Here is a 25,302-nt window from a genome sequence, read left to right as displayed (position 1 = left end):
GGTGGCGCACCGGGATATCGCCCGCTCAGTCCAGCAGAACGGTGGCGAAGGTGGCGATCTGCTGGAAGCCGACCTTCCGGTACGCGCGGCGCGCGGCGCCGTTGTAGTCGTTCACGTAGAGGCTCGCGGTGCGTCCGGTGGCGACCACCGCGTTGGCGACCGCCGCGGTACCGGTCGCGCCGTGCCCCTTGCCCCGGTGTTCGGGGTGCACCCACACGCCCTGGATCTGCCCGGTGCGCCGGGAGAGCGCGCCGACCTCGGCCTTGAAGACCACCTCGCCGTCCTCGAACCGGCCCCAGGCGCGGCCGGATTCGATGAGCCCGGCGATCCGCCTGCGGTAGCCGCGGCCGCCGTCGCCCGCCCTCGGGTCGACGCCGACCTCCTCGATGAACATGGCGATGGCGGCCTCGAGGTAGCGGTCCAGCTCGTCCGGGCGCACCTTGCGCACCTCCGGGTCGGCGGCGATGGTCGCCTGCCCGGCCAGCGCGAGCAGCGGCTGCACGCCGCGCACCTCGCGCTCCGGCCCCCAGTGCCCGGCCAGCGCCTCCCAGAGCGGCAGCGCCAGCTCGCGGCGGCCGACCACCGAGGAGCACATGCGCGGAAACCGCAGCGCCCGCTCGGCGAAGGCCTGCACCGACGCGGCGTCACCGCGCAGCGGCACCAGGTTGGCGCCGGAGAAGCAGAGCGAATCGCCCGGGTCACCCCGGCTCCACAGCTCGCCGTAGCCGTACCTGGCGTCCAGCCCGTACTCCTGCAATCGGGCCGCGACCATGCACGACGCGACCGGATCGGTATCCAGCACGCGCAGCACCTGCGCGAGATCCCGGTTCGCGAGCTGTCGCGCGGCCGGGTGCCGCGCCCGACGCGCCGGATCCAGCAGACTCCGCACGACGCCCAGCCTGCCACGAACCGGGCCGGAGCGGTACAGCTAGTACCGAACCTTGACCTTCTACCCGACGGTCACCACCGGCTCGCCGGATTCGGCGCCGCCCATCTCCTCGGCGATGCGCATGGCCTCCTCGATGAGCGTCTCGACGATCTGCGCCTCGGGAACCGTCTTGATCACCTCGCCCTTGACGAAGATCTGCCCGCGCCCGTTGCCGGAGGCGACGCCGAGATCGGCCTCGCGCGCCTCGCCCGGCCCGTTCACGACGCAGCCCATGACGGCGACGCGCAGCGGCACCTCCATGCCCTCCAGCCCGGCGGTCACCTCGTTGGCGAGCGTGTAGACGTCGACCTGGGCCCGCCCGCAGGACGGGCAGGAGACGATCTCCAGCTTGCGCGGCCGCAGGTTCAGCGACTGCAGGATCTGCCCGCCGACCTTGATCTCCTCGGCGGGCGGCGCGGAGAGCGAGACCCGGATGGTGTCACCGATCCCCTCGCCGAGCAGCGCGCCGAACGCCACCGCCGACTTGATGGTGCCCTGGAACGCGGGCCCGGCCTCGGTCACCCCGAGATGCAGCGGGTAGTCGCTCTGCGCCGCCAGCTGCCGGTACGCCTCCACCATGACCACCGGGTCGTTGTGCTTGACCGAGATCTTGATGTCGCCGAAACCGTGCTCCTCGAAGAGCCCGGCCTCCCAGAGCGCCGACTCCACCAGCGCCTCCGGCGTCGCCTTGCCGTACTTCTCCAGCATCCGCCGGTCCAGCGACCCGGCGTTCACGCCGATCCGGATGGGAATCCCGGCGTCCCCCGCCGCCTTCGCGACCTCCTTGACCCGGCCGTCGAACTCCTTGATATTGCCGGGGTTCACCCGAACCGCGGCGCACCCGGCGTCGATCGCGGCGAAGATGTAGCGCGGCTGGAAATGGATATCGGCGATCACCGGAATCTGCGACTTCTTCGCGATGGTCGCGAGCGCGTCGGCATCCTCCTGGCGCGGGCACGCCACCCGGACGATGTCGCAGCCGGAGGCGGTGAGCTCCGCGATCTGCTGCAGCGTGGCGTTGATGTCGTGCGTCTTGGTGGTCGTCATGGACTGCACCGAGATCGGATGATCGCTGCCGACGCCGACACCGCCGACCATGAGCTGGCGGGTCTTGCGACGGGGTGCGAGGACGGCCGCCGGTGCGGCGGGCATCCCCAATCCGATGGTGGTCACTGTCGGCTGCCTTCTTCCTCACGTGCGTGGTCGAGCCGTAACGCCATCGAGCTTAGTCGCGCTCCGGAATTACGCCCGGTGTGAGGCCGCTGACAACCCGATGTCAGGGGAACAGCTTGACCGGGTTCACGATGTCGGCGGTGAGCGTGAGCACCATGTACGCGCCGCCGATGACCACCGCCGCGTAGGTGAGCGGCAGCAGTTTCAGGTAGTCGACCGGGCCGCCGGGGGCCAGCCCGCGCCAGGCGCGCACCGAGTTGCGCGCCTTCTCGTAGAGCACGACCGCCATGTGCCCGCCGTCCAGGGGGAGCAGCGGCAGCAGGTTGAAGGCGCCGAGGAAGAAGTTCAGGCTGGCCAGCACCAGGATGAAGATGCCCCAGAGCCCGCGCTCGGCGGTCTCGCCGCCGATCCGGCTTGCCCCGTACACGCTGACCGGGGTCTCCGGGTCGCGCTCGCCGCCGGTGACCGCGGTCCACAGCGCCGCCACCTTGGCCGGCATCTGGGCCAGCGACTCCAGGGTGCGCACGAACATGTCGCCGGTGAAGGCGAGCGAGGCGGGCACGGCGTCCAGCACGCCGTACTTCTGCGGCGGCTCCGCACCGTACGAGCCGACGCCGACCGCGCTCACCTCGCGCGGGTTCTGCCCGTTGTCGTCGTACCGCACGGTGCGCTCCGGCGTCACCGGCACGGTCAGCGTGGCGCCGTCGCGCTCGATCGTGTACTCGAAGGTGCCGGTCTGCTTCTGGGTCTCGCGCTGGAAGTCCTTCCAGGTGCTCACCGCCACGCCGTTCACGGCGGTCACCACGTCGCCGCGCTGCAACCCCGCCCGCTGGGCCGGGCCGGTGCCGGTGCACTCCTGCAGACTGCCGTCCGGGTTGGCGGTGGCGACGCAGTTCATCGCGCCGAGCTTGGTCTCCACCGGGTCCAGCTGCGGCAGCCCCCAGCCGATCGCCAGCACCACCACCAGCAGGAAGCCGAGCAGGAAGTTCATCGCGATGCCGCCGAACATCACCACCATGCGCTTCCAGGTGGCCTGCCGGTACATGGCCCGGTCCAGGTCCTCCGGCGGCACCTCGTCCAGCGCGGTCATCCCGACGATGTCGCAGAAGCCGCCGAGCGGAAGCGCCTTGAGGCCGTACTCGGTCTCGCCGCGCCGGAAGGAGAAGACCTTGGGGCCGAAGCCGATGTAGTAGCGCCGCACCTTCATGCCGGTCGCCTGGGCCGCCCACATGTGGCCGCACTCGTGCAGTGCGACCGAGATCGTGATGCCGAGGGCGAACAGGGCGAAGCCCAACGCGAACACCATCTGAACTCCAGTCCTCCCGCGAATTCCGGCCCTCGGCGCCGGACGCCTGTGGTCAACAGTAGCGGTGCCGGACCGTACCAGCCCGCGCGATCAGGCCGATCGCCCGCGCACCGCGGCGGCGGCGAAGGCGCGCGCCCAGTCGTCGGCCGCGAGCACCTCGGCCAGCGAGCCCGGCTCGGCCCGCCACTGCTCCGCGCCCTCGACCGCCTCGGTGACGATCCGCACGATCTCCGGGAAGCGGATGGCGCCGTCGAGGAAGGCCTGCACCGCGGCCTCGTTGGCGGCGTTGTAGACCGCCGTCACACTGCCGCCGAGCGTCCCGGCGCGGCGGGCCAGCTCGACCGCGGGGAAGACCTCGCTGTCCACCGGCTCGAAGGTCCAGGTGGCGGCGGTGCCGAAGTCGCAGGCCGCGGCGGCACCCGCGATCCGGTCCGGCCAGCCCAGTGCCAGCGCGATCGGCAGCTTCATATCCGGCGGGCTGGCCTGTGCCAGCGTGGAGCCGTCGGTGAAGGTGACCATGGAGTGCACGATGGACTGCGGGTGCACGGTGACGTCGATCCGGTCGTACGGGATGCCGAAGAGCAGGTGGGTCTCGATCAGCTCCAGCCCCTTGTTCACCAGCGAGGCCGAGTTCAGCGTGTTCATCAGCCCCATGGCCCAGGTCGGGTGCGCCTTCGCCGCGGCCGGGTCCACGTTCTCCAGCATCTCGGCGGTCCAGCCGCGGAACGGCCCGCCGGAGGCGGTGAGCACCAGCCGGTCCACCTCCTCGGCGCGGCCGCCGCGCAGGCACTGGGCGAGCGCCGAGTGCTCGGAGTCGACCGGAACGATCTGCCCCGGCGCGGCCGCGCGGGTCACCAGCGACCCACCCGCTACCAGCGACTCCTTGTTCGCCAGCGCGAGCCGGGTGCCGGATTCCAGGGTGGCCAGCGTCGGCTCCAGCCCGAGCGAGCCGACCAGCGCGTTCAGCACCACGTCGGCCTCGGTGCGGCGGACCAGCTCGGTCGCCGCGGCGGGTCCGGCGAGTTCCAGATCGAGCGCCTGCCCGGCGCGCGGGTCGGCGACCGCGACATTGCGCGTCCCGGTGGCCGACATCTGCGCGGTTAGCAGCTCGGGGTTCCCGCCGCGGGCGGCGAGCCCCACCACCTCGAACCGGTCGGGGTTGGCGGCGATCACCTCCAGCGCCTGGGTTCCGATGGATCCGGTGCTGCCCAGCAGCAGGACTCTCACGATGTCGGACACCGCCCCATTGTGGCAGCCCTGCTGGCTACGACGTGCGGTCGTATGCCACGATATCGGGCAGTAGCCGTCTTCCCCCAGAAGGAGCGATCGTGGCCGCCACGGAACTCGAACCCGCCGACAACGAGCGCGCGGTCGCGCCCCACGTCGACACCGCCGAGGTGCCGTCGGCCGCCTGGGGCTGGAGCGGGGAATCGCCGAAGACCTTCCGCATCGCGGGCTGGTTCGTCGCGCTCGCCCTGCTCGCCATGATCATCGGCAATCACAACGGCAGGGTCGAGGACATCTTCCTGGTCGCCTTCGCGCTCTCCATCGTGGGGCTCTTCATCTACGACATCATCTACCGGCGGCGTCCCCGGTAGTTCCGGGCCGGCCGGGATACGCGCCGCTGCCGTCCCGTCGGCGCTCCGGCATCGGCTGGTGCTCACGGCCACCTTCTCGAGCGGAGCCGATGCTCAAAGGCCGCGACGACGCCCCTGTTTCGGGGCGAGCCCGCGAGCGGCGCCCTTCCTGACCGGCGCCTTCTTCGGCTGCGGTTTCGCCGGTTCGGCGCGGGCCGAGGGCGAGCGGGTGCTGCGGGCGGTCCGGCCGCGCACCACGCCGACGAACTCCTCGATGGGCTCGGTGGTCGCCGCGCTCGGCCAGGCCAGCGCCACCTCGGTGCCGGGCAGGTCGGTGACGGTCCGGTAGACCAGATCGCGCCGCGCGTGCAGCCGCGCGATGGAGTGCGGCAGCACCGCGACCCCGACCCCCGCTGCCACCAGCTCCAGGATCCCCGCCGCGCCGTCGATATCGGCATCGCCGTGCCGCTGCTCCCCGGCCAGATCCGCGTCGGCGATCTCCGCGTACGCCGCCACCGGGTGCTCCTTCGGCACCACCGCCACCGGCACCTCCGTGTACAGCGGGATCACGCTCAGCCCGTCCCGCTGCACCGGCAGCCGGACGAAGCACATGTCGACCTCCCCCGCCCGCAGCGCCCGCTCCTGCTCGCCCTGCGGCAGCGGCACCGTGCGCAGCGGCACCTCGGGGAACCGCTCGGCCCAGATCCGCTCCCACTTCGACACCGTCACCCCGGGCACGAACCCGACCCGCAGCGACGCCGCCGCCGGCGCGGGCGCGGGCTGCACCGGCCGCGCGAGCACCGCCCGCGCCTGCTCCCGGAACGCCGCCCCCGCCGCGGTCAGCTCGGTCGGCTGCGCGCCCGGCACGAAGAGCCGCTCCCCCAGCTCCTGCTCCAGCTCGATCACCGTGCGGCTGAGCCGCTGCCTGGCAATGCCGAGCGCCCGCGCGGCGCGCGCGAAGTGCAGTTCGTCGGCGACCGCGACGAACTGCCGCAGCCGTTCGGGATCGATCGAATCGGGGCCGCTCACTCCGGCGACAGTAGTGCCTCCCCCGGCGGATAGGATGCTCGGCGTGCCGAACCCGCAGACCATGAAGCCACTCACGGCCGCCGCCAAGCTCGGCATCTACCTGCCCGCCGCGCCGGAGGAGTTCCGCACGCACCCGATCACCCGCGAGGAACTGGCCGCCCTGCGCGCGGACCCGCCGGAGTGGCTGCGCGAACTGCGCCGCACCGGCCCCTTCCCGCGCGACGTCGTCGCCCGCAAACTCGGCGTCAGCAACAGCGGGCTGGCCCGCGCCGAGATCTCCGACCACCTCACCGCCACCGAGATCGACGCCCTGCTCGCCGACCCGCCGGAGTGGCTGCTGCGCGAGCGGGAGAACCTGCGCGCGGTGCAGGCCGAGGCCGCTCGGGTCGAGGAGGAGCGCGAGCGCAAGCGGGCCGCGAGCAATCGCCCGCAGAAGAACTACTAGTTCTCCGCCGCCAACTGCCCACAGGCAGCCGCGATCTCCTGCCCGCGGGTATCGCGCACCGTGCACGGCACCCCCTGCTCGTTCACCCGGCGCACGAACTCCCGCTCCACCGGCTTCGGGCTGGCATCCCACTCGCTGCCCGGCGTCGGATTGAGCGGGATCAGGTTCACGTGCACCCGGGAGCCGAGCGCCTTGTGCAGCTTGCGGCCGAGCATGTCGGCGCGCCAGGGCTGGTCGTTCACGTCCCGAATGAGCGCGTACTCGATCGAGATCCGGCGGCCGGTGGTGTCGGCGTAGTAGCGCGCGGCCTCCAGCACCTCGGCGACCGGCCAGCGGTTGTTGACCGGCACCAGGGTGTCGCGGAGTTCGTCGTCGGGGGTGTGCAGCGAGACGGCGAGCGTCACCGAGAGCCCCTCGTCGGCCAGCTTGCGGATGGCGGGGGCCAGCCCGACCGTGGAGACCACCACATTGCGCTGCGAGATGCCGAGCCCGTCCGGCGCGGGCGCGGTGATCCGGCGCACCGCCGCGACCACCCGCTTGTAGTTGGCGAGCGGCTCGCCCATCCCCATGAAGACGATATTGGAGAGCCGCCCGGGGCCGCCCGCTACCTCGTCGTCGCGCAACGCGGCCGCGGCGGCGCGCACCTGATCGACGATCTCGGCGGTGGAGAGGTTGCGGTTCAGCCCGCCCTGGCCGGTGGCGCAGAAGGGGCAGGCCATGCCGCAGCCGGCCTGGCTGGAGATGCAGAGGGTATTGCGGTCGGGGTAGCGCATGAGCACGCTCTCCAGCAGGGTGCCGTCGCCCGCGCGGTAGAGCGTCTTGCGGGTGCTGCCGTCGTCGCAGGCGACGTGCTTGACCACGGTGAGCAGCGGCGGGAAGAGTGCCTCGGCGATCTGCTCGCGTATCGGGGCGGGCAGGTCGGTCATCCGGGCGGGGTCGGCCTGCAGCCGGGCGTAGTACTGCCTGGCGATCTGGTCGGCCCGGAACTTGGGCAGCCCGAGTTCGGCGACGGCCGCGCGCCTGCCCTCCGCGTCGAGGTCGGCGAGATGCGTGCGCGGCATCCCGCGGCGCGGGGCATCGAAAACGAGCGGAAGGGAGGCGACCATAGTGCTACCAGTGTCCCATCCGCGCGTAATCACGCTGGTAGCGGGTATCCGTGCCATATGAGCACCACGCCCGCACCCGAGCCGAATCCGCTGTCCAAGGCGACCGCCGATCCGCTCGGCGACGCTCCCGGCACCGCGCCGCGGGAGGTCTCCGCGCCGGTGCAGCGCAAGAAGGTCTCGGTCTCCTCGAAGACCGGCTACGCCTGGACCGGCCTGGTCGCGGGCGCCGTGATCCTGGTGGTGCTGCTGATCTTCATCCTGCAGAACCTGGACCAGGTGCCGGTGAGCCTCTTCTTCTGGGACTTCACCCTGCCGCTCGGCGTCACCGTGCTGCTCAGCGTGATCATCGGCGCGCTGCTGATGGCGCTGGTCGGCGGGGTACGCATCCTGCAGCTGCGCCGCCTCGCCAAGCACCCGCGCTGACGCGCTACAGCAGCGCGGAAAGCACCAGCCAGGAGACGAACGCCGAGGGCAGCATGGAGTCCAGCCGGTCCATGATGCCGCCGTGCCCCGGCAGCAGCGTGCCCATGTCCTTGATCCCGAGTTCCCGCTTGATCTGCGATTCGATCAGGTCGCCGACGGTGGCGACGGCCACCAGCCCGACGCCGAGTACGACGCCGATCATGGAGTTCGCCTCGAGCAGCAGCGTCACCGTGAGCAGCCCGCCGATCACCGAGAAGACCAGCGAGCCGCCGAATCCCTCCCAGGACTTCTTCGGGCTGATCGACGGCACCATCGGGTGCCGCCCGAAGAGCACGCCCGCGACGTAGCCGCCGACATCCGAGCACACCACCAGGATCATGAAGGTGAGCACCCGCAGGTTGCCGTCGGGTTCCAGCAGCAGCAGCACCGAGAACGAGGCGAGCAGCGGAATCCAGGCCAGTGTGAAGACGGTGATCGCGGTGTCCCGCAGGAAGTTCCGCGGGGCGACGGTCAGCCCGTGGTCGAAGAGCCGCCACACCATGCAGACCAGCACGGTGGCCGCGAAGGCCCCCGCGACGCCGTTCGCGCCGAACGGCCAGCCCAGCCAGAACACCGCCTGCCCGCCCGCGATCAGCGGAATGCGCGGGACCAGGACGTCGGCTTCGCGCAGCCGCTTGGCCACCTCCCAGCTCGCGATGCCGATCGCGGTACCGGCGACCAGGATGAAGACCTTGGGGACGAAGAGCAGGATGGCGATCAGCGAGAGCCCGAGCCCGAACCCGACGCCGAGCGCCGCCGGTAGGTTCCGCCCCGCCCGCGAGCCCTTGGCAGGGGCGGGCCCCTGCGGCGCCGGAGCCGGGGCGAAGACCGGCCCGGCAGGCGGAGGTTCTGTGCCCGGCGGCGTCGGCTCCTCGGCCGCAGCGGCTTTGTCGACCACGATCGTCCCGTCGCTCAACTCATCGTTCCCGTTCGTTCCCCGAACCCGTGCCGGACCCGCGATCGGATCTCAGACCTCGAGCAGTTCGGCTTCCTTGTGCTTGACCAGCTCGTCGATCTGGCCGACGTACCTGGCGGTGGTCTTGTCCAGTTCCTTCTCGGCCCTGCCGACCTCGTCCTCGCCCGCCTCGCCATCCTTCTGGATGCGCCCGAGTTCGTCCATCGCCTTGCGCCGGACATTGCGGATGGCGACCTTGGCGTCCTCGCCCTTGCCCCTGGCCTGCTTCGCCAGGTCGCGGCGGCGCTCCTCGGTGAGCTGCGGGATGGAGATGCGGATGATGTCGCCGTTGTTGGTGGGGTTGACCCCGAGATCCGAGTTGCGGATCGCGGTCTCGATCGGCCCCATCTGACTCTTCTCGTAGGGCTTGATCACGACCATGCGGGGCTCCGGCACCGTGATGCTGGACATCTGGGTGATCGGCGTCAGGCTGCCGTAGTACTCGACCACGATCCGGTTGAACATGCCGGGGTTGGCGCGCCCGGTGCGGATGGAGCCGAGATCGTCCTTCGCCACCGAGACGGCCTTCTCCATCTTCTCCTCGGCGTCGAAGAGCGCTTCTTCAATCACGACCGTTTCCTCCACAGCGTCGTCATTCCGGTTCCGCGGGCGAATACCGCGCGGGGTCGCGGTCTCAGGACCTGACCAATGTGCCGATCTTCTCACCGGCAACGGCCCGGGCGATATTGCCCTTGATCAGAAGATTGAACACCAGCATCGGCATCTGATTGTCCATACACAGGCTGAAGGCCGTCGCGTCGGCGACCTTGAGGCCGCGTTCGATGACCTCACGGTGCGTGATCTCGGTGTACAGCATGGCGTCGGCGTCCACCCGCGGGTCGGCGCTGAACACCCCGTCCACCGCCTTGGCCATCAGCACCACGTCGGCGCCGATCTCCAGTGCGCGCTGCGCCGCGGTGGTGTCGGTGGAGAAGTACGGCATGCCCATCCCGGCGCCGAAGATCACCACCCGGCCCTTCTCCAGGTGCCGGCGGGCGCGCAGCGGCAGGTAGGGCTCGGCGACCTGACCCATGGTGATGGCGGTCTGCACCCGGGTGTCGACGCCCTGCTTCTGCAGGAAGTCCTGCAGCGCAAGACTGTTCATGACGGTGCCGAGCATCCCCATGTAATCCGAGCGGGCGCGCTCCATGCCGCGCTCCTCCAGCTCGGCGCCGCGGAAGAAGTTGCCGCCGCCGATCACCACGGCGACCTGCACGCCGGTGGCGACGACCTCCGCGATCTGCTCGGCCACCGTCTGCACCACGTCCGGGTCGAGCCCGACGCGGCCGCCGCCGAACATCTCGCCGCCCAATTTGAGCACCACCCGGTCGTAGCCTGGGCGTTCGATCCCCGGGTCCGTCATCGGTGCTGATCTCCTCGGGAGCTGGTTCCGGCGGACCGGAACGTGGTGGCTGCGGGCACTCCGGGCGCGCCGACGTACCCGCTCGGGCGGGGAGGGCGACACACGGATGCCCCTATCCTGCCTCATGCCCCGCACGGGATGCGGAAGGCCCCCCGGTGTTCACCGGGGGGCCTTCCGGGTGCCTGGTGCGGCGGGGTCAGCTCGCGCCGACCTCGAACCGGGCGAACCGGGTCACGGTGACGCCTGCGTCGTCCAGCAGCGCCTTGACGGTCTTCTTGGAATCGGTGACCGAGGCCTGCTCGAGCAGCACGACGTCCTTGAAGAAGCCGTTCACGCGGCCCTCGGTGATCTTGGGCAGCGCCGCCTCCGGCTTGCCCTCCTCGCGCGCGGTCTGCTCGGCGATGCGGCGCTCGTTCTCCACCAGATCGGCCGGGACCTCGTCGCGGGTCACGTACTTGGCCTTGAGCGCGGCCACCTGCATGGCGGCGGCACGGGCGGCCTCGGCCGCGGCGTCGCCCTCGCCCTTGTACTCGATCAGCACGCCGACGGCGGGCGGTAGATCCGAGGCCCGCTTGTGCAGGTAGGTGGCGACCGGGCCGTCCAGCGCGATGACCCGGCGCAGCTCCAGCTTCTCGCCGATCTTGGCGGCCAGCGCCTGCAGCGCGCCGTCGGCGGTCTCGCCGCCGCCGAGATCCAGCGCCTTCAGCGCGTCCAGGTCGGCCGGCTTGGCCGCGGCGGCCGCGGTGACGATCCGGTCGGCCAGCGCCTGGAACTCGCCGTTCTTGGCGACGAAGTCGGTCTCCGAGTTGATCTCGATCAGCACGCCGCCCTTGGCGGCGACCAGGCCCTCGGCGGTGGTGCGCTCGGCGCGCTTGCCCACGTCCTTGGCGCCCTTGATGCGGAGCAGCTCGACGGCCTTGTCGAAATCACCGTCGGTCTCGACCAGGGCGTTCTTGCAGTCCATCATTCCGGAGCCGGTGAGCTCGCGGAGCCGCTTCACATCGGCAGCGGTGTAGTTCGCCATCGGTGGCGAGCCTCCTTCGAAAAAGGGTGTGAATACCGATCAGCGGTGGTCACGGTGGCAGTGCGCCGTGACCACCGCTGGAACAGCAGGTAACGAGGACGTCGATCAGGCCTCGGCGGACGCCTCGGCCGGAGCGTCGGCTGCCGCCGGGGCGGCCTCGGCCTCGGCGGCGGGGGCGGCCTGCGCGAGCAGCTCCTGCTCCCACTCCGCCAGCGGCTCGCCCGCGCCCGCCTCGGGCTTGTCGTCGCTCGCGGAGCCGCCTGCCCGCGCCTGCACACCCTCGGCCACCGCGGAGGCGACGACCTTGGTCAGCAGCGCGGCGGAGCGGATCGCGTCGTCGTTGCCCGGGATCGGGTAATCCACCAGGTCGGGGTCGCAGTTGGTATCCAGGATCGCGATGACCGGGATGTTCAGCTTGCGCGCCTCGCCGACGGCGATGTGCTCCTTGTTGGTGTCGACGACCCAGATGGCCGAGGGCACCTTCTGCATGTCGCGGATGCCGCCGAGGGTCCGCTCCAGCTTGTTCATCTCACGCGTGAGCATGAGGATTTCCTTCTTGGTGCGACCCTCGAAGCCACCGGTCTGCTCCATCGCCTCGAGCTCCTTGAGGCGCTGCAGGCGCTTGTGCACGGTGGAGAAGTTGGTCAGCATGCCGCCGAGCCAGCGCTGGTTCACGTAGGGCATGCCCACGCGGGTGGCCTCGGCCGCGATCGACTCCTGCGCCTGCTTCTTGGTGCCGACGAAGAGCACGGTGCCGCCGTGGGCGACCGTCTCCTTGACGAACTCGTACGCCTTATCGATGTAGGTCAGCGTCTGCTGCAGGTCGATGATGTAGATGCCGTTGCGGTCGGTGAAGATGAACCGCTTCATCTTCGGGTTCCAGCGCCGGGTCTGGTGTCCGAAGTGCGCGCCGCTGTCGAGCAGCTGCTTCATGGTTACGACAGCCATAGCTCCCGTATCTCACTTTCGTTGCCGGTTGTCGCGGCGGGTCGGTGACCCGCAGCCCTGGCGTCATCGAATCGCCGGCCCGCCGGTGAGGGCGGGACCAGCCGACGATTCCCCGTCGACGGGCACCGATCGAGGCGAGCGAATGTCCTGCGAAGAGGAGCTCTGTTCGAACAGCGCCGAGGCGACGGGCACGATGGCGCGCGAAGTCGGTCGGTGCGATGCACGGACCGCTCGGTCAGTCTACGTCGCGGGACGTCCGGGGAGAAATCGCCCCCGGTGGTTTATCCCCAGGTCCCGGGTTGTCCACAGTTGGGCGGTGGGGTGTGGTGGGGTCGGGGTGCGTTCGGCAGGGTCGGTGGGGTGCCTTCCCTCACCGTTCGCGCCCTGCTGTTCTCCGTGGCCGTAGCCCTCGCCGTAGCACCCGTCGCAGGTGCCGAGCCGCCCGGTTCCGCCCAGCCCGGCTCGGCTCCACCCGGTTCCATCGAGGCCAGGACGGCTCCACCCGGCTTTGTCGAACCCCGCGCAACTCCGCTGACCGGCCCGCCGTTCGACTGGCCACTGCGGCCACGCCCGGTGGTCTCGCGCCGCTTCGACAACCCCGAGCACGACTGGCTACCCGGCCACCGCGGGGTCGATCTGGGCGCGGCACCCGGCAGCCCCGTGCTGGCCGCGGGCGACGGCATCGTGATCTTCGCCGGCACCGTCGCGGGCAAGCCCGTGGTCTCGCTCCGGCACGACGGCGGCCTGCGCACCACCTACGAACCGGTCGAGCCCGGCGTCACCGCCGGTGCCAGGGTCACCCGCGGCTCCCCGATCGGCACGCTGGCCGGCGGCCACGAAGGCTGCCCCGCCCTCGCCTGCCTGCACTGGGGCGCCCGCCGCGACCCCACCATCCGCAACCGTCCGCAGTACATCGACCCACTCGGCCTGCTCCGCCTCGCACCACTCCGCCTGAAACCCCTGGTAACCCCGTGAACCCTTCCCGCAAACCCCGGCAGCCGGGCATGATCGCCCTATGCCGGACGCCCCCTTCACCTACCCCGACGTCGGTGCCACCCGAGGCCCGCTCCCCGCCGGTTACGACCACCTGGAGGTGCGCCGCGCCATCGCCAAGGGTGAGCGCGAGTTCCGCCGCCTCGGCGACGCCGTCCTCGCCTACCGCATGCAACGCGGCCTCGGCATCTTCCGCAGCGCCGACACCCCCGTCGCCCAGCCCGGCAGCCACATCACGGTGCGTCTGGGCGTCGGCCCCCTCGGTATCCCCGCCCCCTGCCGCGTCGTCTACGTCCTCGACGAGGGCGATCGCCGAGGTTTCGCCTACGGCACCCTCCCCGGCCACCCCGAGTCCGGCGAGGAACTCTTCGCCGTCGAGTACGACCGCGCCACCGACACCGTCCACGGCGTCGTCACCGCCTTCTCCCGCCCCGCCGCCTGGTACACCCGCCTGGCCGGCCCCGCGGGCCGCTTCGCCCAGCGCACCGCGGCCGCCGCCTACCTGGCGACCCTCCGCCGCACTCCGGCCGGGTGGAAATAGCGTTCGCTACCGCACGGGAGCAATCAACGCGATCACCACGGCCAGGCACCCGGCTACAGCGACCACCCCGGCCGCGAGTGCGATCATGCGATCGGCCCCGTCGAACCGCCCGTGCCGAAGGCCGCGCCCCCGGCGAAATCCGGCGATCGCCAGCACCCCCATCACGACGGCCGCCGCACACGGCACCACCGCCCCGGGGGCCCAGCCTCGGTGCAGCGCCGCGATCGCGAGCAGGAGCGCGACGGCGGTCGCAGCGATGGCCGTGCGCCGCCACGCCAGCACCGTGCGCTCGATCGCCAGCCCGGTATCGCCCTCCCCCGCGGGGTCGTTCATTCGATCAGCACCGCGACACCGGCGATGAGCGAGATGAAGGCGAGGCCGACGGCCAGGATGGGCACCATCACCGTCTCCGGCAGTGCCCGCCCGGCACGCATCGCCCGCGTCACTCTGCGCCATCGCAGCAGTGCGCCCACCGCCAGTACGACGGCGAGCGCGACGCAGCTCACCGCTATCGCCCGCCGGAAGCCGGTGACCAGGAACGGCTGCACCAAGGTGTGCACGGCGACGCCGCCTGCCAGCAGACCGAGTGAGGTGCGGATCCAGGCCAGGAAGGTGCGCTCGTTGGCGAGGGTGAACCTGTAGTCGACCTCCGGTCCCAGCTCGTTCTCCGCCTCGTCCACCACACTCCTTCCTCGCGCCTGGCCCGAGTCCGCTCAGCGATACCCGGCTTCCCGCGCACCGGGTCAGCGCATCGTCAGGGTAGCCGCTGGGTCAGCCCCAGAAGATGGGGTCGGCGCGCTGGTCGAGGTAGTCGAGCAAGTCCTGGACGTGCGGGCTGGGGGCCAGGTGCTGATACCGGTGGAACTTCATGTGCCGGTCGCGCCAGTACAAGGTCCACAGCCCGGTGGCCTTGGTGTGGTGCAGGCGGGCGATGGGGAATCGGGTCCACTCCGGGCCCAGATCCTCGCGCCACGGCGGCCGGCATTCGCAGATCGTCAGATGCCGGGGTGCGACGTCGCACTCGACGCGGATCTCACCGCGCAGTTGTTCGGGCACCTGGCCGGCGCACCACCGCTGCACGCGAACCACGTCGAGGTCGGGTAGTCCACGAGCGCTCATAATCTCCGATCATCGCAAGCCGACCGGGCCACCGCTGGTTCCGGCTACAGCTGGAAGTATCCGGTGGTGTCGAGCACCTCGGCCGAGGTGGCCCGATCGAGCACGCGGTGAGGTCGCTGGTCGAGCTTCGCGGCGATCACGTCGAGCTCTCGCTCGGACAACGTCGAGAGGTCGGCGTTGCGGTTGAGTACCTGCGCAGCGGCCGATTCGGGTTCTCGTTCGTGCCGCGCTGGCAAGGGTGACGGGGATCGCGGAAGGACACCGGCATCGACAACGCCGCGGTGACGACGGCGTGAGCGGCCCTCTCCCCCGGCAGCGACCGCGCGGCGGCGCTCACGCGCGCGGATGCGCCTGATCGTGCACCTTGCGCAACCGCTCGATCGACACGTGGGTGTAGAGCTGCGTCGTAGCCATGCTCGCGTGGCCGAGCAGCTCCTGCACGACCCGCAGGTCCGCACCGCCCTCGAGCAGGTGGGTGGCGGCGGAGTGGCGCAGGCCGTGGGGCGCGAGGTCGGGGGCGCCGGGGATGGCGGAGACCACTTCGTGCACGACGGTCCGGGCCTGGCGCTGGTCCAGCCGCTTTCCGCGCCGACCGAGCAGCAGCGCTCGGCCGGAGGCCGGGACGGCCAGGGCGGGGCGGCCGTAGCGGAGCCAGTCGTCCAGTGCGGTGTCGGCGGGCTTGCCGAAGGGGGCGGAACGTTCCTTGTTCCCCTTGCCGAGTACTCGGAGCACGCGGCGCTCCCGGTCGAGGTCATCGATATCGAGCCCGCACAGCTCGCCGACCCGGATGCCGGTGGCGTAGAGCAGCTCCACGACCAGCCGATCACGCAGTGCCATCGGGTCCCGCTGCGCCGCTCCCGACTCCGCGGCGTCCATCGCGGCGGCGGCGTGCTCGGTATTCAGCACCGCCGGCAGGGTGCGCGGTCGTTTCGGCGACGCGAGGCGAAGGCCCGGGTCGGCGGCGAGGCGCCCGGTCGCCGTGAGCCAGGCGGTGAAGGTCCGCGCCGCGGACGCCCGGCGGGCCATGGTCGTTCGCGCCACCCCGGCCGACGACTGCTCGGCGAGCCAGGATCGGAGCAGCGCCAGATCCAGCTCGCGCACGGCCGAATCGGCGGCCCGCGCCACCAGGTGGGCCAGTAGCGACCGTGCGTCTCCCAGGTATGCCCGCACGGTGTGCGCCGAACGATTGCGCCCCAGCCGCAGGTGCCGCTCGTACTCGTCGAGCAGCGCGCACAGGTCGTCGGGCAGAGCCTCCATCCCTCCACCGTGTCGTCCCGGCCCCGCGTACGCAAGGACCCGCGCCGCCACCGCTCTCGGCGACTCGCCACGACGGCGAAGGGCGGTCGCTCGCGGCACACGCGGTCGAGCCGACTGCGAACCTCGGGGCACCCGGCCATTCCGGCGAGGTGCCCGCGGACCCCCCAACGAGACCGCGGGCCACTCAACGTCGCTGTCGCCGGTCCTGCACGCCGACGGCGTCGAGGCGCAGGGGCCCGGCTTCGCTTATCACCTCCTCCACATCGGTGACGAGGACTGCTTCCCCCTCGCGGATCATGCGGTGACACCCCACCGACAGGGCCGAGGTGATCGGGCCTGGGACGGCGAGGGTGGGGCGGCCGAGGCGGCGGCCCCACTTCACCGTGTTGCGGGCTCCGCTGCGGACGCCGGCCTCGGTGACGAGGACGGCATCGGCGAGACCGGCGATCAGGCGGTTGCGGGCGAGGAAGTGGTGGCGGTGGGCGGTGATTCCGGGCGGGTACTCGCTGACGACCAGACCGGTCGCCGCGATCTCGGCCAGCAGGCGGTCGTGTTGCAGCGGGTAGGGGCGTTCCAGGCCGCAGCCGAGGACGGCGATGGTGGTGCCGCCGACGGCAAGGGCGGCGCGGTGGGCGATGGCGTCGATGCCGTAGGCGGCACCGGAGACGATGGTCCAGCCCCTCGCGGCCAGGTCGCCGGCGAGTTCGCCGGTGGCGTGGGCGCCGTAGCCGCTGGCGCAGCGGGTGCCGACAACGGCGATGGAGCGCTCGGTGCATGCGGTCAGGGACGCGGCGCCGCGGACCCACAGGACGAGGGGTGCCGCGCCGTCGGGGGCGTCGACGAGGCGGGTGAGGCCGAGCATGCGCCAGGCGGGCCACTCGGGGTCGTCGGGGGTGATCACGCGGCCGCCGAGCCGGACGATGGCGGCGAGATCGTCGGCGACCCGGTCTGTGTGGCGGCGGGCCTCGGTGGGGCCGCGCAGCACGTCGGGCAGGTCGCGTTCCCGGACGGCCCTGGCCGCCTCCACGACGCCGACGGCGTCGATGAGGGCAGCGAGCGGGGCGCACGGACCGAGCACGACCCGGGAGAGGTAGACCCAGGCGAGCATTCGCTCCTCGGGGGTGCTCACGGCGTGTCCCGCTGCCGGAAGCGGAGCGCGGTGAGGACATCGCCCTCGGTGGGCCGATCGCCGCGGCGCAGGTCGCAGAGCGTCCAGGCGACGCGGAGGGCGCGATCGGCGCCGCGGGCCGAGACCCGGCCGAACCGCATGGCCCGCTCCACCGGCGCCAGCGCCGCGCCGGGCAGCGCCGAGCGGCGGCGCAGCACGTGGCCGGGGACCTCGGCATTGGTCGACCAGCCGTCGGCGCGCCAGCGGGTGGCGGCGCGCTCCCGTGCCTCGATGACCCTGGCCCTGACCACCGCGCTGGACTCCACCGGTTCGGCGGCCAGGGCGGCGCCCTGGTCACCGTGCATGCGGACCCACAGGTCGATGCGGTCGATCAGCGGGCCGGAGAGTTTGCCGAGGTAGCGGCGGCGCGCGGCAGGAGAGCACCGGCAGTCAACGTCGCGCGCCGGGGCGCACGGGCAGGGGTTGGCGGCGAGGACGAGCTGGAATCGGGCCGGGTAGCGGGCGACACCGTCGCGCCGGGCGACCCTGATCTCGCCCTCCTCCAGCGGGAGGCGCAGCGACTCCAGGACCCGACCGCTGACCTCGGCGCACTCGTCGAGGAACAAGACCCCGCGGTGGGCCCGCGAGACCGCGCCGGGGCGGGCCATGCCGGAGCCGCCACCGATCATCGCGGTCACCGACGTGGAGTGGTGCGGCGCGACGAACGGCGGGGTGGTGAGCAGCGGGCGATCACCGGCGAGGTCGCCGGCCAGCGAGTGGATGGCGGTGACCTCGAGCGCCTCGGAGTCGGTGAGCGGCGGCAGCAGGCCGGGGAGGCGCTGGGCCAGCATGGTCTTGCCGATGCCGGGCGGGCCGGTGAGCAGCAGGTGGTGCCCGCCTGCGGCGGCCACCTCGAGGGCGTGCCTTGCCTCCCGTTGACCCACCACCTCGCCGAGATCGCCGCCGGGAAGCACCTGGCCGGGGCGGGCGCCGTCGGGCTCGGCGAGCGCGCCGTCGCCGCGCAGCCAGGCGAGCAGGGCGCGCAGGTCGCGGGCGCCGAGGATCTCGATGCCGTCGACCAGCCCGGCCTCGGCGAGGGCGGGCTCCGGCACCACGACGGTCGGCACGCCTGCGACCCGGGCGGCGAGTACGGCGGGCAGGATGCCGCGCACCGGGCGCACCCGGCCGTCGAGGGCGAGCTCGCCGAGCAGCACGGTCTTGGCGAGCCGATCGCCGGGGATGCTGCCGCCCGCGTGCAGCACGGCGATGGCGAGCGCCAGGTCGTAGACGCTGCCGAGCTTGGGCAGGGTGGCCGGGGAGAGCGCCAGGATGACGCGGCCGTCCGGCCACTTCTCGCCGGAGTTGGTGACGGCGGCGCGGATGCGGTCGCGGGATTCCTGGAGCGCGGCGTCGGGCAGGCCGACCAGGTGCACCGAGGGCAGCCCCTGGCCGATATCGGCCTCCACCTCGACCAGCTGGCCGTCGACCCCCGCGACGGCGACGGAGTGCGCGCGTCCGAGTGCCATCAGAACACCGACTGCAGGTGGTCGACGACGGGCTGGTGGCCGCGCTGCAGCAGCACCGACACCACGTCGAAGCGGAGCCGCCGCCACGGCCGCTCCTGCTCGGCCAGCCAGAGCAGGGCGAGGCGCCGGATGCGCTGCCGCTTGGCGAAGGTGACCGCCTCGGCGGGGACTCCGAAGCCGAGGCCGGAGCGGGTCTTCACCTCGACGAAGGCGGTGAGCTCGGGCGTGCGGGCGATCAGGTCGAGTTCGCCGTAGCGGCAGCGCCAGTTGCGGGCGAGGATCTCCATGCCCGAGGTCTCCAAGTAGCGGGCGGCGAGTTCTTCGCCGTACGCGCCGAGAGTGCGGCGATCCGCGCCGTTGGCCGGGCGCGGCACCTCGGCCGCGATGGCCGCCAGCGAGTGCGGGGAGAGCGGACTGTCACCTGCCAGGGTTTCGTTGGTCACGTCGGCAAGCCTGCCGGGGTCGACGGCCCCGCTTACCGTGCCGACCTGGGGAAACGGATTCCCTGTGGATCAACGCGCCCCTGTGGAGAACCGCGAGCTACTCGGGCAGCCGCAAGTCGGGTTTCTCCAGCTCCTCGATGTTCACGTCCTTGAACGTGATCACCCGGACATGTTTGACGAAGCGCGCGGGACGGTACATGTCCCAGACCCAGGCGTCGCTCATCCGCACCTCGAAGTACACCTCGCCATCGGCGTTCTGCGGCCGTAGCTCGACCGAATTGGCCAGGTAGAAGCGCCGCTCCGTCTCCACCACGTACGAGAACTGACCGACGATGTCCTTGTACTCGCGGTACAGCGACAGCTCCATCTCGGTTTCGTACTTCTCGAGGTCCTCGGCACTCATCGGGTGGGACGTCCTCCTTCTCGCCGCAGTGCGTCGTCGGGGCTAATCATCGCGCATGCGCGGGCGCGGCAGCCATCCGGAGGCCCTCCCGGGCCGCCGCGGGCTGCTCTCCGCCGAGCTCGCGCACGTTTTTCCAGCTCTGCCGGTGTTCGCTGCACGGCCCGAGGCGGCGCAGCGCCTCCAGGTGCTCGGGGGTGTTGTAGCCCTTGTGCGCGGCGAAGCCGTAGCCGGGGAAGCGGCCGTCCAGCTCGGTCATGATCCGGTCGCGGGTGACCTTGGCCAGGATGCTGGCGGCGGCGATGCAGGCGGCCACGGCGTCACCGCCGACCACCGGCAGCGACGGCACCGGGATGCCGGGCACCCGGAAGCCGTCGGTGAGCACGTACCCGGGGGGGTGCGCCAGCCCGGCGACGGCCCGGCGCATGCCCTCGATATTGGCGACGTGGATGCCGATGGCGTCCACCTCCCAGGCGGGCACGGTGACCACCGTCCAGCTCAGCGCGAGCCGGGTGATCACCGGGTACAGCTCCTCGCGGGCCGCCTCGGTGAGCTTCTTGGAGTCGTCGAGCCCGGCCAGCCGGTCGTAGGCCTTCGGCGGCAGCAGGCAGGCGGCGACCACGAGCGGGCCCGCGCAGGGGCCGCGCCCGGCCTCGTCGACCCCGGCCACCGGGCCGAGGCCGCTGCGGATCAGCGCGGCCTCCAGCGTGCGCAGCCCACCGGCCGGACGCATGACGACGCGCGGCGGCCACTTCCCGGATCGGATCACTGAACTCTGCACCATGTCGATTATGCTGCGGGCACCGACATTTCGGCCCGCCGCCTCACTCGGACTGCGGATCCTCCGCGCTCACCGGCCCCATCCGGCCGGGCGGCCAGATCTTGAAGACGGTCATCCCGCGGACGTTGTCCACCGGCACCGTGCCCTGCAGCTCGTCGCCGACGTGCGCGCGCGAATCGGCGGACTCGTTGCGGTTGTCACCCATCACCCACAGGTGCCCCTCCGGCACTGTGACCGGCCCGAACACGCGGCCCGCCGGGTAGACGGCATTGGCCTGGCCCTGGCGCCACGGGAAGTCGTCCTTGACGTACGGCTCGTCCAGCGGCTTGCCGTCCACGGTGACCCTGCCCTGCGCGTCGCAGCACTGCACGGTCTGGCCGCCGACCGCGATCACCCGCTTCACCAGGTCGTTCTCGTCCGGCGGGACCAGGCCGAACCAGGAGAAGAAATTCTGCACGCCGCGCACCATCGCGTTGTCCGAGCGGATCGAGCGGTAGTTGGTGTTCCAGCTCGGCGGGCCGACGAAGACGACCACGTCCCCCGGCTCCGGGTCGGAGGTGTAATAGCTGATCTTCTGCACGTAGATGCGGTCGCCGACGGCGAGCGTGGGATCCATCGACTGCGACGGGATGACGTACGGGCGCCCGACGAAGGAGACCATGAGCGCGGCGATCACGGCCGCGATGGCGATCAGGACCGGCAGCTCCTGCCAGAACGGCCGCTGCTTGCGCTGCTGGCGCTTGCGCCGCGCCGCCCGGCCGCCCTCCCCCGACCTGCCCTCGCCCGCTCCGGACACGCCCACCGACCCGCTCTCGTCTGCCACGCCGAACAGAGTAGCCGCCGAACTCGAGTCCGCCACCCGCCCTTCACCGGTAGCGGTACCGCCCCGGCGCGGACGGAGCCGCGACGACTTCGCGAGCAGCTCAGCACGCACTTCGGCCCGGTACCGCGAACGCATCGGGTACCGGGCCGAAGGGGAGGTCAACGCGGGGCGCGGAAGCGCGCCCCGGCGGGGAAGCTCAGCGCTTCTCCTTGATCTTGGCGGCCTTGCCGCGCAGGTCGCGCAGGTAGTAGAGCTTGGCCCGGCGGACATCGCCGCGGGTGACCACGTCGATGTGGTCGATATTGGGGCTGTGCACCGGGAAGGTGCGCTCCACGCCGACACCGAACGACACCTTGCGCACGGTGAAGGTCTCGCGGATGCCGCCGCCCTGCCTGCGGATCACGACGCCCTTGAAGACCTGGATGCGCTCCTTGGAGCCCTCGATGACCTTCACGTGCACGTTCAGCGTGTCGCCCGGGCGGAAGGCCGGGACGTCGCTGCGCAGCGACTTCTCGTCGACGAAGTCAAGGGTGTTCATTTCCGTCCTTAACGGTTCATGGTGGAACAGAGGACCCTGGCGGCACTCGCGTGCTCGGCCGGTTCGTGCTCGGTACAAGGGATGCCGGAGCCGGGAACGGCCCGGGGCAACCCGAACAGTGTGCCAGACGAGCTGGTCCGTGCTGAAATCGGGGCCGGTCAGCTCTTCCCGGCGGGCTCGCGGTGATGGCCGTGCCGGTGCGGCGCGGCGGGCGCGGGCACCACCTTGCGGGCCAGCTCCGCCTCGGCGGCGTGCCGCACGTGGTCGACATCCGGCTTTCCGGCGACGAGATCCTGCACGAAGATCTTGGCCCGGATCACCGGGCGCCGGTAGCGCCGCTCGCGCACGATGGCGCGGATCATGAGCTTGCGCCGCCGGTCCGCGTAGCGCCAGCGCGCCCAGGGCGCGCCCGGCCTGCTCAGCCGCAGCGCCCCGACCACGAGCAGCGGCAGGAAGAACATGCCGAACAGCCCGGTCCAGATCTTGCCCTTGGCGATCACGATCGCCGCCAGCACCAGGTTGACCAGCGCGAAGACCACGACCACCACCCGGACGGCGATGCTCGGGTCGGCCCGGAAGTCGTTGATCTCCAGCAGCCAGAGCGGGTGGAAGCCGAGCAGCAGCAGCCCGGTGACGGCGATAGCGACGAAAACCGCGTCCACCGAGGTGCGGCCCTGCTTCTCCCAGTACACGTCGCGCAGGTAGAAGATGAGCGCGAACTCGTCCAGCACCAGCGCGGCGCCGACTCCGAAGGCGGCGGCGAGCAGTGCCGCGGTGGAGCGGCTCGACGTCTCCGCGGTGGCGATCATGCCGATGCCGGAGGCCAGCACCAGGATGACGCCGAACACCACGTGGTGGATGTGCGTGTCACCGGCCCGGAGATTCCCCGGCCACCAGCGCACCTTGGCCCGGATCATCCGGACGCTGATCCGGATGAGCACGAACCCGACGATGAAGCCGAGCAGGAAGCACAGCAGCGGCAACCGGCCCTGGGCGATCACGTCCTGGTCGAGCCATCGCCACAACACCGCGCTCTCCCCCGTCTACTTGCCGAACCCCGCTCGCCGCATGGCGTCGGCCATGGCGCCGTTCGCCGGAGCGGGACGGCGCTGCTGCTGCTGGCCCTGGCCCTGGTTCTGCTTGCCCTGGCCGCGCCCGTCGCCCTGCGCCCGGCCCTGTCCATTCTGCCTGGGTTTGCCACCACCCCGGGGGCGATCACCACGGCCGCCGCGCTCCTCGCGCCCGGCCGGTTTGCCCGGTTCGTCGTCCAGCCGGAGCGAGAGGCCGATGCGCTGCCTGGCCACGTCGACCTCGAGCACCTTGACCTTCACCACGTCACCGGACTTCACCACGCTGCGCGGATCGTCGACGAAGCTCTTCGACATGGCCGAGACGTGCACCAGCCCGTCCTGGTGCACGCCGACGTCGACGAAGGCGCCGAAGGCGGCGACATTGGTGACCACGCCCTCCAGCACCATGCCCGGCTGCAGGTCGGCGACCTTCTCCACGCCGGCGGCGAACTCGGCGGTCTTGAACTCCGGGCGCGGGTCGCGGCCCGGCTTCTCCAGCTCGGCGATGATGTCGGTGACGGTCGGGACGCCGAAGCGCTCGTCGGTGAAGTCGACCGGCTTCAGCGCGCGCAGCACGGCCGGGTTGCCGATGACCTCGGCGATCCCGCTGCCGGTGGAGTCGAGGATGCGCCGGACCACCGGGTATGCCTCGGGATGCACGGCGGAGGTGTCCAGCGGGTCCGCGCCGCCGCGGATGCGGAGGAAGCCCGCGCACTGCTCGAAGGCCTTGGGGCCGAGCCGCGGTACCTCCTTGAGCGCCGTGCGACTGGCGAACGGGCCGTTCTGGTCGCGGTGCGCGACGATGCTCTCGGCCACCGCTCCGCTGATCCCGGAGACCCGGGAGAGCAGCGGCACCGAGGCGGTGTTCACGTCGACGCCGACGGCGTTCACCGCGTCCTCGACCACCGCGCCGAGCGAGCGGGCCAGCAGCGTCTCGGAGACGTCGTGCTGGTACTGCCCGACCCCGATCGACTTGGGATCGATCTTCACCAGCTCGGCCAGCGGATCCTGCAGCCTGCGCGCGATGGAGACCGCCCCGCGCAGCGAGACGTCCATCTCCGGCAGTTCCTGCGAGGCGTAGGCCGAGGCGGAGTACACCGAGGCGCCCGCCTCCGAGACCACGATCTTGGTCGGCTTGCGCTCCGGGATCCGGGCGATGAGCTCGGCGGCCAGCGCGTCGGTCTCCCTGGAGGCGGTGCCGTTGCCGATCGCGATCAGCTCGACGCCGAACCGGGCGACCAGCGCGGCCAGCACGGCCAGCGACTTCTCGGTCTGCCCCTGCGGCTTGTGCGGGTAGATGACCTCGGTGGCGACCGCCTTGCCGGTCGCGTCCACCACGGCCACCTTGACGCCGGTGCGGTACCCGGGGTCCAGCCCCATGGTGGTGCGGGTGCCCGCGGGGGCGGCGAGCAGCAGGTCGCGCAGGTTGGCGGCGAAGATGTCGACGGCGTCCTTCTCGGCGGCCTGCCGCAGCCGCATCCTGGTGTCGATGCCGAGGCTGACCTGGAGCTTGGTGCGCCAGGCCCAGCGCACGGTGTCGAGCAGCCAGCCGTCGGCGGGGCGGCCGCGGTCGGCGATGCCGAAGCGGGTGGCGATGCGGCCCTCGTAGACGGTGCGCTCGCCCGGCTCCGGCTCCTGGGTGTCGGGCTCCAGCTTGAGCGCGAGTATTTCCTCCTTCTCGCCGCGCAGCAGCGCAAGAATTCGGTGCGAGGGCAGCGATGCGAAGGACTCGGCGAACTCGAAGTAGTCGGCGAACTTGGCGCCCGCTTCTTCCTTGCCGGGGCGGACGGCCGCGCTGACCCGGCCGCGCTTCCACATGAGCTCGCGCAGCTCGCCGACCAGGTCGGCATCCTCGGCGAAACGCTCGACCAGGATGGCGCGGGCGCCATCCAGCTGCTCGGCGGTGTAGCCCGCCGGGTCGGTGGCGGGGTCGCCGATCAGGGCGTCGGCGACCGGCTCGTGCCCGGCCTCGCGCGCGATCTGCGCCTTGGTGCGCCGCTTCGGCTTGTACGGGAGGTAGATGTCCTCGACCCTGGCCTTGGTGTCGGCGAGCAGCAGCTGCCGGTGCAGCTCGTCGTCGAGTTTGCCCTGGGCGCGAATGGATTCCAGGACGGCCGCGCGGCGCTCGTCCAGCTCGCGCAAATAGTGCAGCCGCTCCTCCAGGGTGCGCAGCTGCGCGTCGTCCAGCCCCTCGGTGACCTCCTTGCGGTACCGGGCGACGAAGGGCACGGTGGCGCCGCCGTCCAGGAGCTCGACGGCGGCGCGCACCTGGCTCTCCCGGACGCCGATCTCCTCGGCGAGACGGTGGTCGACGCTGGGCACACCGGCGCGGGGCGGAGCGGAACTCTCGGGCACTGTCGTCACGAGGCGCCACCCTACCGGCGACC

General features: G+C 71.6%; 29 protein-coding genes. 5 read left to right on the top strand and 24 right to left on the bottom strand.

Annotation, left to right across the window (positions count from 1 at the left end; genetic code table 11):
• Positions 1-25 precede the first annotated feature (25 nt).
• From NH2_RS24275 to dxr, 4 genes are all read right to left on the bottom strand, one after another.
• Positions 26-889 (bottom strand): GNAT family N-acetyltransferase, encoded by an 864-nt coding sequence (locus NH2_RS24275; RefSeq protein WP_084505834.1) that lies wholly within the window; start codon positions 887-889, stop codon positions 26-28.
• Between the two features lie 60 nt (positions 890-949).
• Positions 950-2,080, bottom strand: a complete 1,131-nt coding sequence (gene ispG, locus NH2_RS24270; protein WP_067658984.1) for a flavodoxin-dependent (E)-4-hydroxy-3-methylbut-2-enyl-diphosphate synthase — start codon at positions 2,078-2,080, stop codon at positions 950-952.
• 124 nt (positions 2,081-2,204) lie between these two features.
• On the bottom strand, positions 2,205-3,407 hold the full coding sequence (locus NH2_RS24265; protein ID WP_067658810.1) for a M50 family metallopeptidase: 1,203 nt from the start codon (positions 3,405-3,407) through the stop codon (positions 2,205-2,207).
• 90 nt (positions 3,408-3,497) lie between these two features.
• Positions 3,498-4,646, bottom strand: a complete 1,149-nt coding sequence (gene dxr, locus NH2_RS24260) for a 1-deoxy-D-xylulose-5-phosphate reductoisomerase (protein WP_067658807.1) — start codon at positions 4,644-4,646, stop codon at positions 3,498-3,500.
• An 89-nt stretch (positions 4,647-4,735) separates the two neighbouring features.
• On the opposite strand from dxr, the gene NH2_RS24255 reads away from it, so the two are divergent.
• A complete protein-coding gene (locus NH2_RS24255; protein ID WP_067658804.1) occupies positions 4,736-5,005 on the top strand; it encodes a DUF2631 domain-containing protein in 270 nt (89 codons plus the stop codon).
• Between the two features lie 93 nt (positions 5,006-5,098).
• Here NH2_RS24255 and NH2_RS24250 read toward each other — a convergent pair whose 3' ends face one another.
• Complete coding sequence (locus NH2_RS24250) at positions 5,099-6,013, bottom strand: LysR family transcriptional regulator (RefSeq protein WP_067658800.1); 915 nt, start codon at positions 6,011-6,013, stop codon at positions 5,099-5,101.
• A gap of 34 nt (positions 6,014-6,047) precedes the next feature.
• Between NH2_RS24250 and NH2_RS24245 the strand changes: the two genes are divergently transcribed.
• Positions 6,048-6,458 (top strand): DUF5997 family protein, encoded by a 411-nt coding sequence (locus NH2_RS24245; protein ID WP_067658797.1) that lies wholly within the window; start codon positions 6,048-6,050, stop codon positions 6,456-6,458.
• Here the strand turns inward: NH2_RS24245 and rlmN are convergent.
• The gene (gene rlmN / locus NH2_RS24240) at positions 6,455-7,564 is read right to left on the bottom strand and encodes a dual-specificity RNA methyltransferase RlmN (protein ID WP_067658793.1); all 1,110 of its coding nucleotides are present in this window, start codon (positions 7,562-7,564) and stop codon (positions 6,455-6,457) included. The two genes, NH2_RS24245 and rlmN, sit on opposite strands and share 4 nt — an antisense overlap.
• A 57-nt stretch (positions 7,565-7,621) precedes the next feature.
• Between rlmN and NH2_RS24235 the strand changes: the two genes are divergently transcribed.
• Entirely contained in the window at positions 7,622-7,987 is a 366-nt protein-coding gene (locus NH2_RS24235) for a LapA family protein (protein ID WP_067658790.1), read from the top strand.
• Positions 7,988-7,991: 4 nt separating this feature from the next.
• Here NH2_RS24235 and NH2_RS24230 read toward each other — a convergent pair whose 3' ends face one another.
• The 5 genes from NH2_RS24230 to rpsB all read right to left on the bottom strand — a co-directional run bounded on the left by NH2_RS24230 (position 7,992) and on the right by rpsB (position 12,316).
• Complete coding sequence (locus NH2_RS24230) at positions 7,992-8,924, bottom strand: phosphatidate cytidylyltransferase (protein WP_067658982.1); 933 nt, start codon at positions 8,922-8,924, stop codon at positions 7,992-7,994.
• A gap of 69 nt (positions 8,925-8,993) precedes the next feature.
• On the bottom strand, positions 8,994-9,551 hold the full coding sequence (gene frr, locus NH2_RS24225; protein ID WP_067658979.1) for a ribosome recycling factor: 558 nt from the start codon (positions 9,549-9,551) through the stop codon (positions 8,994-8,996).
• Between the two features lie 64 nt (positions 9,552-9,615).
• On the bottom strand, positions 9,616-10,344 hold the full coding sequence (pyrH, locus tag NH2_RS24220; protein WP_067658788.1) for a UMP kinase: 729 nt from the start codon (positions 10,342-10,344) through the stop codon (positions 9,616-9,618).
• A gap of 196 nt (positions 10,345-10,540) precedes the next feature.
• Entirely contained in the window at positions 10,541-11,368 is an 828-nt protein-coding gene (gene tsf / locus NH2_RS24215; RefSeq protein ID WP_067658785.1) for a translation elongation factor Ts, read from the bottom strand.
• Positions 11,369-11,473: 105 nt separating this feature from the next.
• On the bottom strand, positions 11,474-12,316 hold the full coding sequence (rpsB, locus tag NH2_RS24210; RefSeq protein WP_067658782.1) for a 30S ribosomal protein S2: 843 nt from the start codon (positions 12,314-12,316) through the stop codon (positions 11,474-11,476).
• A gap of 480 nt (positions 12,317-12,796) precedes the next feature.
• Here rpsB and NH2_RS24205 point away from each other — a divergent pair, with 480 nt between their 5' ends.
• Entirely contained in the window at positions 12,797-13,291 is a 495-nt protein-coding gene (locus NH2_RS24205; protein ID WP_439951782.1) for a M23 family metallopeptidase, read from the top strand.
• Between the two features lie 40 nt (positions 13,292-13,331).
• Positions 13,332-13,850 (top strand): DUF1990 domain-containing protein, encoded by a 519-nt coding sequence (locus NH2_RS24200; protein ID WP_067658779.1) that lies wholly within the window; start codon positions 13,332-13,334, stop codon positions 13,848-13,850.
• Positions 13,851-13,856: 6 nt separating this feature from the next.
• Here the strand turns inward: NH2_RS24200 and NH2_RS24195 are convergent, their stop codons facing one another.
• The 13 genes from NH2_RS24195 to NH2_RS24135 form a co-directional block, all read right to left on the bottom strand.
• A complete protein-coding gene (locus NH2_RS24195) occupies positions 13,857-14,183 on the bottom strand; it encodes a DUF202 domain-containing protein (RefSeq protein ID WP_067658776.1) in 327 nt (108 codons plus the stop codon).
• Positions 14,180-14,530, bottom strand: coding sequence for a YidH family protein (locus tag NH2_RS24190; protein ID WP_084505831.1), 351 nt, complete (start codon positions 14,528-14,530; stop codon positions 14,180-14,182). Before NH2_RS24190 ends, NH2_RS24195 begins: the two co-directional genes overlap by 4 nt.
• A gap of 91 nt (positions 14,531-14,621) precedes the next feature.
• Positions 14,622-14,969 (bottom strand): DUF3024 domain-containing protein, encoded by a 348-nt coding sequence (locus NH2_RS24185; protein ID WP_067658773.1) that lies wholly within the window; start codon positions 14,967-14,969, stop codon positions 14,622-14,624.
• A gap of 333 nt (positions 14,970-15,302) precedes the next feature.
• Positions 15,303-16,226 (bottom strand): tyrosine recombinase XerC, encoded by a 924-nt coding sequence (locus NH2_RS24180; RefSeq protein WP_067658770.1) that lies wholly within the window; start codon positions 16,224-16,226, stop codon positions 15,303-15,305.
• A gap of 184 nt (positions 16,227-16,410) precedes the next feature.
• On the bottom strand, positions 16,411-17,355 hold the full coding sequence (gene dprA / locus NH2_RS24175) for a DNA-processing protein DprA (RefSeq protein WP_084505830.1): 945 nt from the start codon (positions 17,353-17,355) through the stop codon (positions 16,411-16,413).
• Positions 17,352-18,860: a YifB family Mg chelatase-like AAA ATPase gene (locus NH2_RS24170; RefSeq protein WP_067658766.1), complete on the bottom strand. Its 1,509-nt coding sequence runs from the start codon at positions 18,858-18,860 to the stop codon at positions 17,352-17,354. Before NH2_RS24170 ends, dprA begins: the two co-directional genes overlap by 4 nt.
• Positions 18,860-19,234: a YraN family protein gene (locus tag NH2_RS24165; RefSeq protein ID WP_067658971.1), complete on the bottom strand. Its 375-nt coding sequence runs from the start codon at positions 19,232-19,234 to the stop codon at positions 18,860-18,862. Before NH2_RS24165 ends, NH2_RS24170 begins: the two co-directional genes overlap by 1 nt.
• A 166-nt stretch (positions 19,235-19,400) precedes the next feature.
• Positions 19,401-19,706: a DUF2469 domain-containing protein gene (locus NH2_RS24160; RefSeq protein ID WP_011210678.1), complete on the bottom strand. Its 306-nt coding sequence runs from the start codon at positions 19,704-19,706 to the stop codon at positions 19,401-19,403.
• A 46-nt stretch (positions 19,707-19,752) separates the two neighbouring features.
• Positions 19,753-20,487, bottom strand: coding sequence for a ribonuclease HII (locus tag NH2_RS24155; RefSeq protein WP_084505829.1), 735 nt, complete (start codon positions 20,485-20,487; stop codon positions 19,753-19,755).
• Between the two features lie 40 nt (positions 20,488-20,527).
• Positions 20,528-21,307, bottom strand: coding sequence for a signal peptidase I (gene lepB, locus NH2_RS24150; RefSeq protein WP_084505828.1), 780 nt, complete (start codon positions 21,305-21,307; stop codon positions 20,528-20,530).
• A gap of 196 nt (positions 21,308-21,503) precedes the next feature.
• Entirely contained in the window at positions 21,504-21,845 is a 342-nt protein-coding gene (gene rplS, locus NH2_RS24145; protein WP_067658757.1) for a 50S ribosomal protein L19, read from the bottom strand.
• Positions 21,846-22,003: 158 nt separating this feature from the next.
• Complete coding sequence (locus NH2_RS24140; RefSeq protein WP_067658754.1) at positions 22,004-22,870, bottom strand: hypothetical protein; 867 nt, start codon at positions 22,868-22,870, stop codon at positions 22,004-22,006.
• An 18-nt stretch (positions 22,871-22,888) separates the two neighbouring features.
• Positions 22,889-25,279: a Tex family protein gene (locus NH2_RS24135; protein ID WP_439951781.1), complete on the bottom strand. Its 2,391-nt coding sequence runs from the start codon at positions 25,277-25,279 to the stop codon at positions 22,889-22,891.
• Between the last annotated feature and the right edge of the window lie 23 nt (positions 25,280-25,302).

Source organism: Nocardia harenae NBRC 108248 (assembly GCF_001612885.1).
GTDB lineage: Bacteria > Actinomycetota > Actinomycetes > Mycobacteriales > Mycobacteriaceae > Nocardia > Nocardia harenae.
This window is presented reverse-complemented; position numbering and strand designations above follow the sequence as displayed.

Bases quoted from the DNA above. Each gene is read 5' to 3' on its own strand.
- tsf (WP_067658785.1), bottom strand. From the start codon at position 11,368: ATGGCGAACTACACCGCTGCCGATGTGAAGCGGCTCCGCGAGCTCACC.
- rpsB (WP_067658782.1), bottom strand. From the start codon at position 12,316: ATGGCTGTCGTAACCATGAAGCAGCTGCTCGACAGCGGCGCGCACTTC.
- NH2_RS24170 (WP_067658766.1), bottom strand. From the start codon at position 18,860: ATGGCACTCGGACGCGCGCACTCCGTCGCCGTCGCGGGGGTCGACGGC.
- NH2_RS24265 (WP_067658810.1), bottom strand. From the start codon at position 3,407: ATGGTGTTCGCGTTGGGCTTCGCCCTGTTCGCCCTCGGCATCACGATC.
- rlmN (WP_067658793.1), bottom strand. From the start codon at position 7,564: ATGGTCGCCTCCCTTCCGCTCGTTTTCGATGCCCCGCGCCGCGGGATG.
- NH2_RS24155 (WP_084505829.1), bottom strand. From the start codon at position 20,487: ATGGTGCAGAGTTCAGTGATCCGATCCGGGAAGTGGCCGCCGCGCGTC.
- NH2_RS24185 (WP_067658773.1), bottom strand. From the start codon at position 14,969: ATGAGCGCTCGTGGACTACCCGACCTCGACGTGGTTCGCGTGCAGCGG.
- NH2_RS24160 (WP_011210678.1), bottom strand. From the start codon at position 19,706: ATGAGTGCCGAGGACCTCGAGAAGTACGAAACCGAGATGGAGCTGTCG.
- ispG (WP_067658984.1), bottom strand. From the start codon at position 2,080: ATGCCCGCCGCACCGGCGGCCGTCCTCGCACCCCGTCGCAAGACCCGC.
- rplS (WP_067658757.1), bottom strand. From the start codon at position 21,845: ATGAACACCCTTGACTTCGTCGACGAGAAGTCGCTGCGCAGCGACGTC.
- NH2_RS24235 (WP_067658790.1), top strand. From the start codon at position 7,622: ATGAGCACCACGCCCGCACCCGAGCCGAATCCGCTGTCCAAGGCGACC.
- NH2_RS24200 (WP_067658779.1), top strand. From the start codon at position 13,332: ATGCCGGACGCCCCCTTCACCTACCCCGACGTCGGTGCCACCCGAGGC.
- NH2_RS24195 (WP_067658776.1), bottom strand. From the start codon at position 14,183: ATGAACGACCCCGCGGGGGAGGGCGATACCGGGCTGGCGATCGAGCGC.
- pyrH (WP_067658788.1), bottom strand. From the start codon at position 10,344: ATGACGGACCCGGGGATCGAACGCCCAGGCTACGACCGGGTGGTGCTC.
- NH2_RS24180 (WP_067658770.1), bottom strand. From the start codon at position 16,226: ATGGAGGCTCTGCCCGACGACCTGTGCGCGCTGCTCGACGAGTACGAG.
- NH2_RS24245 (WP_067658797.1), top strand. From the start codon at position 6,048: ATGCTCGGCGTGCCGAACCCGCAGACCATGAAGCCACTCACGGCCGCC.